This window comes from Sphingobium sp. TomMM35A (assembly GCF_054771735.1).
Genome location: NZ_BSRC01000001.1, coordinates 327,965 through 340,615 on the forward strand (window position 1 = coordinate 327,965; position 12,651 = coordinate 340,615).

Consider the following 12,651-nt stretch of genomic DNA (forward strand, 5'->3'; position numbering starts at 1 on the left):
GTTCCAGATTTGTTCTGATGGGGCAAGTTTATCGCGCGGATATGGGATAGCGGATGGCGGCTCGCAAGCGGGGCATGCCTTCCGGCGCGAGCGTGCGGCGGATCGTCGAAAGAGAAAGCGAAATTAACCTGTTTAGGTGTATAAGGAACTTCATGGGAAGGCCGTAACGGCGGCGTCTTCCGAGTCCAGAGACATGAGAAATCCCGGATAGCCCGACAGCATCCCGGATACGCCCCCGGCCATCCCTTGCGCCGGGGGCGTTTTACTGTTCACGCCGATTTCGGTGAACGGTGTTTTACGCTACGACAACAAGGCTTTTCCGGGTCGACAGCTGCTTTTGTTGGGAGTATTTCGGCACCCGCCGGAAGGACTGACGGGTCCCAGCCCTCCGGTTGATCGCGGGCAAGGTCGCCTTCAAGAGCGACAAGGCCGCAGCAGTTCAATTGAGGGGGACCAATCATGACTTTTTTTGCCAAGCGCAGCGGCGCGTTGCTCGCCGCTTTGTCTGCGACCCTGTTCATGGGCGCGGCGGCACAGGCTGGCGCCATTCCGTTCGAATCCAACGGCCGTACCGTGGAGGTGCGCTATGGCGATCTGGACCTGTCGAAGAAGTCGGGTCAGCGGGAGCTGACCGCGCGTGTCCGCCGCGCTGCCGTGAAGGTCTGTCCGGGGCGTACGATGAAGGATCTGCGCGCCTGCCAGATCGCGGCGGTGGATCATGTCCGTGAGCCGATGGCTATCGCGATCGCAAAGGCGCAGGGCGGGGATGCGAGCCGCTTTGCTGAGGTTGGCAAGGACAAGGTGCCGGGCGCGGGGAATTGAGCGTCCGCGTTTAAAGGGTGACCAGCTCTTCGTCGCTGGCGTTGCGCTGGCCCACCCCCTAACCCCCTCCCGCCTGCGGGAGGGGGGACAATGAAGCTAGTCTGAAGCTGTCTGTATGAAGATGCTCCCTTGGAACCGGCCATCGGGAATGGCCGTTGATCCTGCGTGGCGCGCGGTGTTCGCTGCGCCAAGGAGAGAAAGATGAGCGACAAGACCGATATTCGTCCCAACAGCCGTGAAGAGGCGCATGATGAGCGCCCCACGGATGCGCAGGACCATGCCGTCACCGCCGAGGAGCAGCTGGAAGAAGGATTGATGGACAGCATGGATGCGTCCGATCCGCCATCGGCGACCAAGCCGGGCGATCATGGCGATCCGGTTCCTTCATCGGGCTTCCAGGAAGAAGATGATGAGGATGAGAAGGCCGGGCGATAGACGGCGGCGATATTGATGATATGATCGATGGGCGAGGCGAACCGGATCGGCGGTGGCCGGGCGGTTCGCCGAGCGCACGACGCTGAAAAAGGTGAGAGGAGCCTTATTGATGCCGACTTCCGCTACTCCCGCGATCGAACGCATTGCCCGGGTGCTGGCCGGACGCCAGCTGAGCCTGAATGGCGAGGGCAGCGATCCGCACGCGTCGGGCGCGGTGGATGCGAGCTGGCAGGACCATGTGGATGATGCCTATGCGATCCTCCACACGCTGCGCGAACCCGATGAGCAGATGGCGCAGGCGGGCGACGTTGCCGTGTGGCGCAGCATGATCGGCGCGGTGCTGGAACGGCGGCCCTGACGCGGCATTGGCGGTGCGGCCCGCCCATGCCATAGAGAGCGGATGAGCGGGCCGGGCCTCAAGATCAAGATACAGCTTTATTGTGGCGACGAGATCGCCATGGGGCCGGGCAAGGCCGACCTGCTCGACGCGATCGTCAGCGAGGGATCGATTTCGGCGGCCGGGCGGAAGCTGAAGATGAGCTATCGCCGCTGCTGGATGCTGGTGGACGTGATGAACCGGTGCTGGTCTGCGCCACTGGTGGCGACGTCGAGCGAAGGCGCGGTGCTGACGGAACTGGGGCTTAGCGTGCTTTCCCAATATCGCGGATTGCAGAAGGCCGCGGCGAGCGCGGCGGGACGGTCGCACTGGCCCGACCTGGCGCGGGAGTTGCGGGGCGCGCCGCTGCCGATGAGGGAAAATTAACTGTCTGCGCTATCCTATCTTTCGTCGCTGGGATGAACGGAGAGGATGCCCACGCGTTTCCATTCGGCGCAATCACAAAAATTACATGTTGCAGCGCACAAAGAAACGTGATTCCTTATAGTTGTCGGCAGAACCGGCGCTTAATCTTTCAGTAACCATGAAAGGCGCATGATCTGCCGATCGACTTGAAGTCGGAGGGCAAGAGCATGGGCACCAATGCAAGACCGGCTGACGGGGCAATCACCCTGGCTGAATTGCGCGAATTCGCCAGTTTCCCGTCTGCCACGCAGCGCTACATCCGCAGATCGCTGGACATCGGCCTCCACCGCCGCGACGCCATGAAGCTATGGTCGCGCGACATGGTGGAGGAAGCGAGCATCCGCGCGCAGGCCCGCATTTACGGGCGGCTGGACGAGATCAAGGCGCGAGTGCCCGACGATAGCGGCCTCGATCAGATGGAGCCGTTCATGGCGCCGCTGGTGACGATATCGGCATTCGATCTCGGGCAGGACCGGCTGAGCAGCTTTTCCGCTTATCGCTTCCTGTATGAGCGGCTGTTGGGGGCGGGGGCCCGGCCATGGCTGCCAGGCGCCTTCTGCGCGGCGGCGAGCCTGCCGCATCTCCATCCGGAGAAACGCCGGGCGTTGTTGCAGTCGATCAGCGAAGCGGCGGCTACGGCGGTGGGCTGGTCGAACCGGGAGCCGACATTCTACCCTGAGTGGGTGGAGAAGGTGGATTTGAGCAAGGCGAACTGATCTTCTCTCCCCTCCCGCAGGCGGAGGTCACTGGCCTTCTCCCTCTCCCCTTTAGGGGAGAGGGGAATGAGCGCCCTCGGCTTCACGGGCCCCTCTCCCGCCTTCGCTGCGCTCGGCACCCTCTCCCCTAAAGGGGAGAGGGGAGTGGGTTCGCTTAGCTCGCGCCCATCCCTAACCTTTGAAACGAGCACATGCCTCGTTCGAACGCCTGCGGGAGGGGAATAGTTTGTTCACTCACCCATTCACTATCGTGCCGCCATTGGGGTGCAGGACTTGCCCCGACATGTAGCTGGAGTCCTCGCAGGCGAGGAAGAGGAAGGCGGGGGCGACTTCGTTGGGTTGGCCGGGGCGGCCCATGGGTACGGATTCCCCGAAATGTTCGAGCTTCTCCGGGCTTGCGCCGCCTGATGGATTGAGCGGCGTCCAGATGGGGCCGGGTGCGACGGCGTTGACGCGGATGCCGTCTTTCACCAGATTTTCCGACAGGCTGCGGGTGAAGGCGGTGATCGCACCCTTGGTGCTCGAATAATCGAGCAGTTCCGACGAGCCCTGATACATGGTGACGCTGGTGCAGTTGACGATCGCCGCGCCTTTTTTGAGGTGCGGGCGGGCAGCTTGCGTCAGGAAGAACATGCCGAAGATGTTGGTTTGGAAGGTGCGGCGCAGCTGTTCCTCGGTAATGTCGGTGATGTCCTGATCGGGATGCTGTTCACCGGCATTGTTGACGAGGATGTCAAGGCGGCCGAAACGGTCGATGACTTGTTTCACGGCATCGTCGCAGAAGGATTTTTCGCCAATGTCTCCGGCGATGGTAAGGGCCTGTTGTCCTTCAGCTTCGACGATCTGGGCGGTTTTCTTAGCGTCGTCATGTTCGCAGAGGTAGAGGATGGCGATGTCCGCGCCTTCGCGGGCGTAGAGGGCGGCGACCGCGCGGCCGATGCCGCTGTCCGCGCCAGTGATCAGGGCGACCTTGCCCGCGAGGCGGCCGGAGCCGGGATAGCGGGGTTCCCATTCGGGCTTGGGCTCCAGCTTGCTTTCGTGACCGGGCAAGCCGTCTTCGTGGATCATCTCTTCATGATTGTCGGACTGGGTGTCGGACATGGCGCATCTCCTTTTCCCGGCCAACACTTTGGCAGGGGAGATGGTTCATGGTGTTGTGAGCCGGAGCGCGAGATCGGGTGAACGGGTGGCTTTCAGTGCCCGGCGGAGCCCGCCGCGCCGCGATTTTCCCAGATGGCGAGCGGTGCGTCGGCGCCCGGCATTTCCATGCGCACTTCGCGCAAGGAGACGGCGATGACGCAGGCGGGGCGCTGTTCCACGCCTGACGGCTGGACGCAGTGGACGGGGCCGTTGCCCGGCACCTGCTCGATCCGGCCGATCAGGCGGAGCCTGAGACCGCGCGAAGGGGCGAAATCTTCCGGGGCGAGGCGCAGCACCTTCTCGAAAGGGCGGCCCTGGCGCCAGAGGTCGTTGCCGTCATTCTGGCCGAATTGGGCGAGGGCGAGAGTCTGATCGGGTGCTGGCGCAGGGGCTTGCTGATCGGGAGAGGCTGTCCTGGGCGCGGCGGGGCATTCGTCGCTGGTGGACCAGGGGCGCTCCATCCAGAACCCCTCGGCATAGCCGTCGCCGCCGGGGGGGAGTTCGAAGTCGGCTGCCTTCCACGTGACCGGCATGGCATGGACGCGCAAGACTCCCGCCGCCTCATCATAGCGCCAGCGCATGGGGACGGCGCTATCCTCGTCCGCCTCCCCGGAACAGCCGAAGGGAAGGGAAAGCTCGAACCGCTGCCCTACCGCCCCGGCGAGGTCATCGGGCAGCGGCTTGCCCGACGACAGGGCATCGGCGGCGCGGCGGGCGAGATCGGTGATCTCCGCACGGCCCCAGAGGCGGGGCGATTGCGGCAGGACGGGGATGGGCGGCGGAATGACCGCGACGGGCGCGGGGGCGGGCGGCGGAGCCTTGGGCGCGGTGGCGCGGCCCAGCAGGAAGCCCCCCGCACCGATGGCGATGAAAGCGGCCAACCCCGCGGCTATGGCGAGCCGGCTGGTCCGGGCACTGGGTTCACGCATAAGCCATTGATAGCAAAAAAGTCCTCCTTCTCCAGAGGATAATCGCCCTTTTTCCGCCTTGCTGCGTTGACAGGGGAGGCAGCAGGCACGAGGCAGGGGGCGCATGACGATTGACCAAGTTCTGACGCTGCTGGTGCTGGCCGCCGTCGTCGCCGCGCTGATATGGGACAAGGTGCGCGCCGATGTCGTCGCCCTGTCCGGGGCGGCGGTGCTGCTGATGACCGGCGTCGTGCGGCCCGTCGATGTGCAGGGCGCTTTTGCGAGCCCGGCGATCATCGCGCTCGCGTCGCTGTTCGTCATTGCCTATGCGCTGGAGCTGTCGGGCCTGCTCGACCGGGCGATCGCCATGGCGGTGTCGATGTGCAAGCGGTTGGGCGCGACCGGCATGTGGCTGCTGCTGTCGATGATCGGCGCGGTGTCCTGCTTCCTCAATTCGACGCCGATCGTCGTGCTGGGCGCGCCGGTGGTGCGCGACGTCGCCAATGCGCTGCGCCTGTCGCCCAAGCGGTTCCTGATGCCGCTGTCCTACATCACCATATTGACCGGATGCTGCACCCTGATCGGGACGTCCACCAATTTGCTCGTCGACGATATGGCCAGCGTGGCCGGGCAGCCGCGCTTCGGCATTTTCGAAATTACGCCGGTGGGCGTGCCGATGGCGCTGGCGGGCGGGCTGTACCTGTTCCTGTTCAGCAAGAGGCTGCTGGGCGGACGGCATGAAGCAGACGAGCGGGAAGGGGAAGCGCAGCCGATCGACGCGTCCCATGTGTACAGCGCGCAGGTGGGCGACCCGGCGGTGTTCGCCGAGCCCCGGCCGCTGAACCCCGCAAAGGCGGCGATCGCACTCAGCGTGTTCGCGGCGGCGGTCGGGCTGGCGGCGATCGATGTCGCGCCGATCGCGGCGAGCGCCTTTGCTGGGGCGGTGTTGCTGATCCTGCTGCGGGTGATCAGCGCCGACGAGGCCTATAGCGGCCTGCGGCCGCAGATCCTGATCCTGATCGCGGGGATGGTGGTGATCGGGATCGCGATGGAACAGAGCGGGCTGGCGGCGGATGCCTCGCGCATGCTGATCGGCAGCGTTCATGGGCTGAGCCCGCTGATCGCGCTGGTGGTGCTGTATCTTGTGACGATGGTGCTGACGGAGCTGCTGTCGAACGCAACGGTGGCGGTGCTGGTGACGCCGGTCGCGGTGGCGCTGGCCGACAGCCTGGCGGTCAGCCCCCGGCCGTTCCTGGTCGCGGTGATGATGTCGGCGAGCGCTGCCTTTGCCACGCCCTTTGGCTACCAGACCAATGTCATCGTCTATCAGATGGGCGGATACCGATATATGGATTTCGTGCGGGTGGGCCTACCGCTCAACATCATCACCTGTGTCGTCGCGATTGCCGCGATCAGCGTGTTTTTTCCGTTCTGATCGGGCCGGGCGCCAGCCGAAGCAGGAGGTAACCGGCGGTGGCTGACGCAAGCGAGCCGAGCAGGATGCCGAGCTTGGCAGCGTCGCTTTCATGGGGGTGGCCCGCAAAGGCAAGGCCGCCGATGAAGAGGCTCATGGTGAAGCCGATGCCGCAGAGCAGCGCGACGCCATAGACCTGCGTCCAGCTGGCATGCGCCGGGCGGCTGACCCAGCCGAGGCGGGACAGGAGCCAGACCGCGCCGAAGATGCCGACCTGCTTGCCAGTGAAGAGACCAAGCGCGATGCCGAGCGGCACAGGCGCTGCAAGGTCGGGCAAGGAAAAGCCGGTCAATGCCACGCCCGCATTGGCGAAGCCGAATAGCGGCACGATGGCATAGGCGACCCAGGGGTGAAGGCCATGTTCCAGCCGGGACAGGGGTGAATGCTGGTCGTCGGGCGCGGCAGGCGTGCGCGCCAAGGGGATGGTCATCGCGACGGCGACACCTGCCAGCGTGGCATGGATGCCGGACTGAAGGACGCAGAACCAGACGAAGAGGCCGATCAGCAGATAAGGCCAAAGCTGGTTGACCCCAGCGCGATTGCAGAGGGCGAGGCAGACGAGGCCCGCTGCGGCCAGGGCGAGGGGCAGCAGGCTCAGTTGTTCGCTGTAGAAAAGCGCGATGATGAGGACGGCGATCAGGTCGTCGATGATCGCGACGGCGGTCAGGAAAATCTTGAGCGACCCCGGCACGCGGCGGCCGAGCAGGGCCAGCACGCCAAGCGCAAAGGCGATGTCGGTCGCAGCGGGAATCGCCCAGCCGCGCATGCCGATCGCGTCCCCCCGATTGATGGCGATGTAGATGAGGGCGGGGACGACGACTCCCGCAGCCGCCGCCAAACCCGGCAGCAGGCGATCGGGCCATCGGGCGAGCTGTCCGTCCAGAACCTCCCGCTTGATCTCCAGCCCCACCACCAGGAAGAAGAGCGCCATCAAGCCATCGTTGATCCAGTGCAGCAGGCTGAGCCCGCCAATATCGATGTGGAGCGTATGGAAATAGGTGGCCGATTGGGCAGAGTTGGCGATCAGCATTCCCAGAGCCGCCGCGCCTATCAGGATGATGCCGCCTGCCGCTTCCGCCGCAAGGAAGGCGCGCATCATCGAAAGGGGGCGGGCGACAAGGGAAGGAACGCTCATGGGAGGTTCCTAGAGCATCGTGCGCAAAAGTGGGAACCGGTTTCGCGACTAAAAGGATGCGATAACAAAACTGGAGCGCGCTGCGTCCGATTGAACGCAGCGCGCTCTAGCGGCCAATGGGGAGGAGGGCCGCCCGTCTGCGAGAGGACGAGCGACCGCGGTGCCAGCCGATCCTTGCTAAAAAGATCAGGCCGGGCCCGGCCCCAGCACTTCGATGCTGCCGATATGGGCCCGGTTCAGTTTCGTGCGGTGAACCATCTGCCAGTGACCGTCCACCTTCCGCCAGCGATCATGATATTCGCCGAGGGTCGAGAAGGTCAGGTAACCCTTGTCGCCCATGCCTTTGTGCATGTCGGTGACATAGCAGCGGCTGGTCGCCTGATCCCCGGTGACATCGACGACGAGGTTGCCCAGAAGATGTTGGGTCGGCCCGCAATCGTCGAGGAAGGAACGCATCAGCGCGATCACCTCGTCACGGCCGTTGAGTGGGCCTGTTCCCATGTCCGCGGTTGCATCCTCTGCCATGACAGAGCCGATCGCCTGCCAGTCGCGCTCATCCATCGCGCGAGCGAAGGCATAGAGCGCGCGTCCGATCTCCCGCTCGGCCAGCAAGATTTCCAGGTTCATCGACATCCTTTCCTTTGGCATCATCTCCAATGGAGTGAAGCATAGGCGGAGGATTGGGCTTCGCAAACAGCGTCGTAAATGCGTTTTGCGCGATCGTGGAGCGCAGCTGTCAGTGCGTTTCCGTGCGCAACCGGTCGGCCAACTGCTCGATTTCGAAGGGCTCAAGGACCCAGGTGCGCGTCTTGCGGCCGATCCGATGGATAGGCTGGGTGAGAAGGACGCGTGCCTGTTCCCGCGCATGCGGTTTGAACATGGCGAAATGTTGGGCGCAGTCGCGGATCGTGCCGATGAGCGGCGCCCGTCCTTCAAGGTCGATCAAGGTTGCAGGCTGATCCCAGGGGATTGCGGATGTGGGATGATCGGTCATGGAACAGCTCCAGTTTGATCATCGTCCCTATCGGATTTGGGAAGAATGGGAAGGAGGAAAGCGGACCTTCGCCAAGCCAGGGCAGGCGCATCGGGCGATAAACGGCCCGGGAGAACAGATATGGCCGCTGATCAGGTGATACGGAAGGGCATCAGCATCTTGAAGAGTTTCTCGCGGGACTGGGCGCCGATCTTTCCGTATAATTTTCGGACCTGGGTGCGAACCGTGTCGACCGATACGTTCCGGTCCTGCGCGATTTCCACGACTGTCTTGCCCCGAAACAGCGCCAGAGCCGCTTGCGTTTCGCTTTCGGTCAATCCGTAGATACTTCCGAAATCGGCGAACATGATGCGCTTTTCGGCATGGGAGCAGCTGACTTCGAGGCAGAACATGCCGGTCGAGGGTTCATGATGACCAAACATCACGAAATGGCCGTCGCCATCCTTGACGGTCAGTATTCCGGTTTCGGTTTGCGATTTGAGATCGGACAAAAAGGATGAGAATTTGGTGCGGAGGCTGGCGTCGACTACCAGTTGCCCTGCTTCTTCGCGCAATATCTCACTGGCTTCTATCGCGCGTCTGCCCTCATCATTCCACCATTGGATATGATATAGTGAATCAATGATGAGACGTCCTCTGAAGTCAGCGGAGATCCACCCGAGGGCGAGCGCATCAAAAGGCTCAAGACTGGTTTGCAGCATCCCCACCATAGCCGAACAGTAAAAACTGAAGACGGAAATGCCCTAAAAGGTAAAAAGATGCGTGGCAATATCTTAACGATTGCGATCAATTCTGTATTTGAATTCCAAGAAAATGACCGGGCGGTAATAATTCAGGGATAGGCAAAATCTTCTACTAGGATCCGGCCTTACTTGATCTAGGTCATCCTAGAGGCTCAGTTGCTCCCTTCACGGAAGCAGCTGAGCCCATTTGCCGTGGACGGTTTTGCGGCGTTTATTGGCGGATCGCGACGATGTTGGCGATGCCGCTTTGCGAGACGCTGGCGAAGCTGGCCGCTGTTCCCTGGACGATCGTGGCGCTGTTGCGGTCGCCGGATTGCAGCAATGTGGCGACGCCCTCTGTCGAGGATTGCAGGATTTCGCCGACATTGCCGGTGCCGCGCTGAAGCAGGACGGAGACATTGCCGACGCCATATTGCTGCTGGACGGCGCGGTTGTTCGAGCCTTCCTGCAAGGCGAACTGGATATTGCCTTCGCCGCGCCAATCCTGCTGCAGGCTGTTGCCCTGCGCGTCCGTGGCTTCGTAGGAGCCGGTGCCGCTGCGCAGATACCGTCCCAGATCCAGGCCGTAGCCCAGGAAAGCCATTTCGACGGGCGCGCCCGATGAGGAGAGATTTTGAGAAAGCTGGTCAGCACTCGCAGCCTGAGCGAAGGACAGGCCGCCCGAATTGGCCTGGAAAGCGGCGTCGATCGCCTGCTGTTGCGGCTGAGCCTGCGACACGAACGCGTTTCCAGCCGTGGGCGAAACGATCTGGCCGACGATCGGGGAAGACCAGGCAGGGCGCTGGCCGATCTGATCGATCAATATATCCGATTGCGCGGCGGAAGCGGAACCCTGGTAAAGAAGCGCGGCCGACAGGCCCAAAATCGCGAGGCACTTCCTGCCATCAACCCGTCCATATGTGTGCGCCATTACGTCCTCCGGCATATGTCCCCGGAGGTAGGTTTATGGGCTGGGCCGTGAAGATATCGTTAGTTCAGCGTTAGTAGGCTGTTATGCATAACAAAGTGTTAGCGGCTATTTGACGATCTGGTCCTGGGCGGCCAAGTCCTTGCCGCGATAGATTTTGAGCTGGATCGTATAATGGTCGTCCGCCGCGATCGAACCGAAAGCCAGATGTGAAAGGCGCACCAGTTGATGCGGCGCGGCCTTTACCACGCCTGCCTGCTTGACCTTTGCATTGCCGGCAACGCCTTTCTTTTCACCGATCAGTTCATAGCGGCCTTCGAACGGCTGTTGCGCCGTCACATAGCCCACGAACCGTTTCGCGGCATTGGGCGCGTCCTCGACCAGGATGCGCGCCTTCAGTTCGGGTTCGGCGGCGTGGGCGGAGACGGTCATCATCATTCCGGCAATGAGGGGCAGGATGGTGCGGATCATCGTCAGTTCCTTCCCGGCACGACGACGGAACCGCCGCCGGGCACGATGACGGGCTGACCATTGGGGGCAGGCGTCGAGTTGGCGATCGAGTCCGAGGCCGCCTGCGCCGCGACGGCCTGCGCGACGGGAGAATTGGAAACATCGCCGGAGCTCAGCCGCCGCGCGACCTCTCCGGCATCGGGCGCGCGACCGCGTGACTGCTGTTCGCTGGCGACGCGCTGCGACGCCCGCTCTTCATCGCTGGTGAGCAGGGCTTCTTCTGCGGATATTGGCGGCGGGGGCGGCGCAGCCTCGATCACGCTGTTGCAGTCCACGCCCTGGGGCGGTTCGCCCCTGCCTTCGGCCGCGCGGGCGCAGGCGTCGACCAGCCCGGGGGGCAGGGCGCTGATGCGGGGGTTCACGTTGCGGTCGGCGAGCTGGGGCGTTGGGGCAGATCCGGCGGTGCGTGGGGCGATCTGGCGGAGTGCTGGCTCGCGGCCGGTGCGCGATGAGGAGAGCTGGCCCTGAAGCGCGGGGGCCTGGGAAGCGCTCGACGAGATCTGGTCCGAGGCGCTTGCCGCGCCGACTTGTGGCACCGCGCGGCCTGAGGAATGGGTCGGCAGCTGCTCAACCGCCAGGTCACTCCGCTGGGCGAGCGCGGATGTTCCTCCGGCCAGAAGAACCGTGATCAACAATAGGGTTCGCATAGACATTTCGCTCACGGTTCAGGACGCAGGGTGCCGCTTCAATATAGCCTATTGCCGGACCTGCGCAAAATTGCGGTCGCCGGTCTGGGCGACGCTGCTGTAGCTGCCGGCGGTGCGTTGCGACACGAAGGCTTCGTTGCTGGCGCCAGTCTGGGCGATCAGGCTGACCACCGCCATGTCGACGGTGCCCGCGACGGCGCTTTGCAGGACGCTGGCGTAATTGCCGTTGCCGCCGCCCTGCTCGATCGTGGATTTGGCATAGCCGGACTCGGCGGTCTGGTAGACATGGGCATCATTGCCGTTGCTGTTCTGGCGGATGGTCGATTCCTGAAGGATGCCACGCTGGAACACGGAGGCGAAGTTGCCCGACACATCGCCATTTTCCAGGCGGCCCTGTTCGATCAGGCTATATTGGCCGCCATCGACGACGTCGCCATCTTGCCGGACGAAGGCGAGATTGTCGGAGCCATATTGATGGGTGATGGCGTTGGCGTCGTCTTCCTGAAGAATGACGCCCCGGTTGCCATAGCCGACCTGCCGGACGATGGCGCGATTGTTGCGGCCGATCGTGTCGCCGACTTCGAACGCGAAGGTATTTGGGCTTTCAGCGCCCTGCTGGATGACGGCGTCGTTTTCCGCCCCCTCCTGCTCGATCAGGGCGTCGTTGCGCGCGGCGACGGCGTTGAACTGGACCGGAACCTCGCGCAGCGTGATGTCGCGGAAGCCGCCCTGCTGAATGGTCGCATTGTTGGCGAGGTTGTTGCCGCTGAACGCGCCTGCCGACAGGTCGAAGCTGCGGTGGGTCTGCTGGATGCGGCCATAGTTGGAATAAAGCAGGCTTCCGGAGCCGATCGCCGAGCCCACTTGCCCGACATAAGCGCGGTTGAGAGAGCGCTGGCCCGGCGCGCGGGTGTCGGCCTGTTCGATGAGGGTCGCATTGTCCTCACCCGCCTGGTTGACGACGGACCAGCCCGCATTGCCCGCAGCCTGGTTGATATTGGCGAGGTTGCGCAGGCCATCCTGCTCGACCGCCGCCTTGTTGCCCAGCGTATCGAACTGCAGCCCAGGCACCTCATCAAGGTTGAAATTGCCGATGATCGAGGAGGCGCTGGAGTTGAAGGCCGAGATGATGGCGCCGCGAACATCGCCCTTGTTGAAGCCGCGCACGTCGCTGCGGTCAGGCACATTGTCGCTGATGAGGCCCGCATCCTGCGACTTGCCGAGCGCGTTGGCGAGGACCTGATCCTGGATGAAGCTTTGCGGCGTGTCGGCGATCTGGATGTCGGTGACGAGGATGCCGTCGCCTGCGGTGATGGTTTGCGCGGCGGCGTGGGTGGCCAGCGGCAGGCTCAAGGAAACAGCCGCGCCGAGCAGCCAGAGATCGTTCCTTTTGCGCATCTTGTTGCTCCTGAGCCCGT

Annotated in this window: 16 protein-coding genes; 6 read left to right on the plus strand and 10 right to left on the minus strand. The window is 63.4% G+C overall.

Annotation, left to right across the window (positions count from 1 at the left end):
* Positions 1 to 459: 459 nt before the first annotated feature.
* The 5 genes from ACYU8T_RS01750 (at position 460) to ACYU8T_RS01770 (ending at position 2,775) form a co-directional block, all read left to right on the plus strand.
* Positions 460 to 822: a UrcA family protein gene (locus ACYU8T_RS01750; RefSeq protein ID WP_247233930.1), complete on the plus strand. Its 363-nt coding sequence runs from the start codon at positions 460 to 462 to the stop codon at positions 820 to 822.
* A 201-nt stretch (positions 823 to 1,023) separates the two neighbouring features.
* Positions 1,024 to 1,257 (plus strand): hypothetical protein, encoded by a 234-nt coding sequence (locus ACYU8T_RS01755; RefSeq protein WP_247233932.1) that lies wholly within the window; start codon positions 1,024 to 1,026, stop codon positions 1,255 to 1,257.
* Positions 1,258 to 1,366: 109 nt separating this feature from the next.
* A complete protein-coding gene (locus tag ACYU8T_RS01760; protein ID WP_201513376.1) occupies positions 1,367 to 1,615 on the plus strand; it encodes a hypothetical protein in 249 nt (82 codons plus the stop codon).
* Between the two features lie 42 nt (positions 1,616 to 1,657).
* The gene (locus tag ACYU8T_RS01765) at positions 1,658 to 2,020 is read left to right on the plus strand and encodes a winged helix-turn-helix domain-containing protein (protein WP_097091105.1); all 363 of its coding nucleotides are present in this window, start codon (positions 1,658 to 1,660) and stop codon (positions 2,018 to 2,020) included.
* 206 nt (positions 2,021 to 2,226) lie between these two features.
* Positions 2,227 to 2,775, plus strand: a complete 549-nt coding sequence (locus ACYU8T_RS01770; protein WP_097092705.1) for a hypothetical protein — start codon at positions 2,227 to 2,229, stop codon at positions 2,773 to 2,775.
* Positions 2,776 to 3,009: 234 nt separating this feature from the next.
* Here the strand turns inward: ACYU8T_RS01770 and ACYU8T_RS01775 are convergent, their stop codons facing one another.
* Together ACYU8T_RS01775 and ACYU8T_RS01780 are read right to left on the minus strand one after the other, a co-directional pair.
* Entirely contained in the window at positions 3,010 to 3,876 is an 867-nt protein-coding gene (locus ACYU8T_RS01775; RefSeq protein ID WP_247233934.1) for an SDR family oxidoreductase, read from the minus strand.
* A gap of 92 nt (positions 3,877 to 3,968) precedes the next feature.
* Positions 3,969 to 4,844, minus strand: a complete 876-nt coding sequence (locus ACYU8T_RS01780; RefSeq protein ID WP_247233936.1) for a hypothetical protein — start codon at positions 4,842 to 4,844, stop codon at positions 3,969 to 3,971.
* 103 nt (positions 4,845 to 4,947) lie between these two features.
* Here ACYU8T_RS01780 and ACYU8T_RS01785 point away from each other — a divergent pair, with 103 nt between their 5' ends.
* Positions 4,948 to 6,258, plus strand: a complete 1,311-nt coding sequence (locus ACYU8T_RS01785; RefSeq protein ID WP_461158322.1) for an SLC13 family permease — start codon at positions 4,948 to 4,950, stop codon at positions 6,256 to 6,258.
* Here ACYU8T_RS01785 and nhaA read toward each other — a convergent pair.
* The 8 genes from nhaA to ACYU8T_RS01825 all read right to left on the minus strand — a co-directional run bounded on the left by nhaA (position 6,236) and on the right by ACYU8T_RS01825 (position 12,631).
* Entirely contained in the window at positions 6,236 to 7,432 is a 1,197-nt protein-coding gene (gene nhaA / locus ACYU8T_RS01790) for a Na+/H+ antiporter NhaA (protein WP_461158323.1), read from the minus strand. The genes ACYU8T_RS01785 and nhaA overlap by 23 nt on opposite strands.
* 186 nt (positions 7,433 to 7,618) lie before the next feature.
* Positions 7,619 to 8,059, minus strand: a complete 441-nt coding sequence (locus tag ACYU8T_RS01795) for a nuclear transport factor 2 family protein (RefSeq protein ID WP_236574892.1) — start codon at positions 8,057 to 8,059, stop codon at positions 7,619 to 7,621.
* Between the two features lie 109 nt (positions 8,060 to 8,168).
* Positions 8,169 to 8,426, minus strand: coding sequence for a hypothetical protein (locus ACYU8T_RS01800; protein WP_201513383.1), 258 nt, complete (start codon positions 8,424 to 8,426; stop codon positions 8,169 to 8,171).
* A gap of 131 nt (positions 8,427 to 8,557) precedes the next feature.
* Positions 8,558 to 9,136 (minus strand): helix-turn-helix transcriptional regulator, encoded by a 579-nt coding sequence (locus tag ACYU8T_RS01805; RefSeq protein WP_461158324.1) that lies wholly within the window; start codon positions 9,134 to 9,136, stop codon positions 8,558 to 8,560.
* Positions 9,137 to 9,380: 244 nt separating this feature from the next.
* Positions 9,381 to 10,079 carry a hypothetical protein gene (locus ACYU8T_RS01810; RefSeq protein ID WP_461158325.1) on the minus strand — a complete coding sequence of 233 codons (699 nt, stop codon included), beginning with the start codon at positions 10,077 to 10,079 and terminating at the stop codon, positions 9,381 to 9,383.
* 105 nt (positions 10,080 to 10,184) lie between these two features.
* Complete coding sequence (gene csgH, locus ACYU8T_RS01815) at positions 10,185 to 10,547, minus strand: curli-like amyloid fiber formation chaperone CsgH (RefSeq protein WP_201513386.1); 363 nt, start codon at positions 10,545 to 10,547, stop codon at positions 10,185 to 10,187.
* Between the two features lie 2 nt (positions 10,548 to 10,549).
* The gene (locus tag ACYU8T_RS01820; protein WP_461158326.1) at positions 10,550 to 11,248 is read right to left on the minus strand and encodes a hypothetical protein; all 699 of its coding nucleotides are present in this window, start codon (positions 11,246 to 11,248) and stop codon (positions 10,550 to 10,552) included.
* 33 nt (positions 11,249 to 11,281) lie between these two features.
* On the minus strand, positions 11,282 to 12,631 hold the full coding sequence (locus tag ACYU8T_RS01825; protein ID WP_461158327.1) for a hypothetical protein: 1,350 nt from the start codon (positions 12,629 to 12,631) through the stop codon (positions 11,282 to 11,284).
* Positions 12,632 to 12,651: the final 20 nt, after the last annotated feature.

What these genes read in the sequence shown, in the direction of transcription:
- ACYU8T_RS01750 (WP_247233930.1), top strand. Translation starts at nt 460, where the DNA reads ATGACTTTTTTTGCCAAGCGCAGCGGCGCGTTGCTCGCCGCTTTGTCT.
- ACYU8T_RS01755 (WP_247233932.1), top strand. Translation starts at nt 1,024, where the DNA reads ATGAGCGACAAGACCGATATTCGTCCCAACAGCCGTGAAGAGGCGCAT.
- ACYU8T_RS01760 (WP_201513376.1), top strand. Translation starts at nt 1,367, where the DNA reads ATGCCGACTTCCGCTACTCCCGCGATCGAACGCATTGCCCGGGTGCTG.
- ACYU8T_RS01765 (WP_097091105.1), top strand. Translation starts at nt 1,658, where the DNA reads ATGAGCGGGCCGGGCCTCAAGATCAAGATACAGCTTTATTGTGGCGAC.
- ACYU8T_RS01770 (WP_097092705.1), top strand. Translation starts at nt 2,227, where the DNA reads ATGGGCACCAATGCAAGACCGGCTGACGGGGCAATCACCCTGGCTGAA.
- ACYU8T_RS01775 (WP_247233934.1), bottom strand. Translation starts at nt 3,876, where the DNA reads ATGTCCGACACCCAGTCCGACAATCATGAAGAGATGATCCACGAAGAC.
- ACYU8T_RS01780 (WP_247233936.1), bottom strand. Translation starts at nt 4,844, where the DNA reads ATGCGTGAACCCAGTGCCCGGACCAGCCGGCTCGCCATAGCCGCGGGG.
- ACYU8T_RS01785 (WP_461158322.1), top strand. Translation starts at nt 4,948, where the DNA reads ATGACGATTGACCAAGTTCTGACGCTGCTGGTGCTGGCCGCCGTCGTC.
- nhaA (WP_461158323.1), bottom strand. Translation starts at nt 7,432, where the DNA reads ATGAGCGTTCCTTCCCTTGTCGCCCGCCCCCTTTCGATGATGCGCGCC.
- ACYU8T_RS01795 (WP_236574892.1), bottom strand. Translation starts at nt 8,059, where the DNA reads ATGAACCTGGAAATCTTGCTGGCCGAGCGGGAGATCGGACGCGCGCTC.
- ACYU8T_RS01800 (WP_201513383.1), bottom strand. Translation starts at nt 8,426, where the DNA reads ATGACCGATCATCCCACATCCGCAATCCCCTGGGATCAGCCTGCAACC.
- ACYU8T_RS01805 (WP_461158324.1), bottom strand. Translation starts at nt 9,136, where the DNA reads ATGGTGGGGATGCTGCAAACCAGTCTTGAGCCTTTTGATGCGCTCGCC.
- ACYU8T_RS01810 (WP_461158325.1), bottom strand. Translation starts at nt 10,079, where the DNA reads ATGGCGCACACATATGGACGGGTTGATGGCAGGAAGTGCCTCGCGATT.
- csgH (WP_201513386.1), bottom strand. Translation starts at nt 10,547, where the DNA reads ATGATCCGCACCATCCTGCCCCTCATTGCCGGAATGATGATGACCGTC.
- ACYU8T_RS01825 (WP_461158327.1), bottom strand. Translation starts at nt 12,631, where the DNA reads ATGCGCAAAAGGAACGATCTCTGGCTGCTCGGCGCGGCTGTTTCCTTG.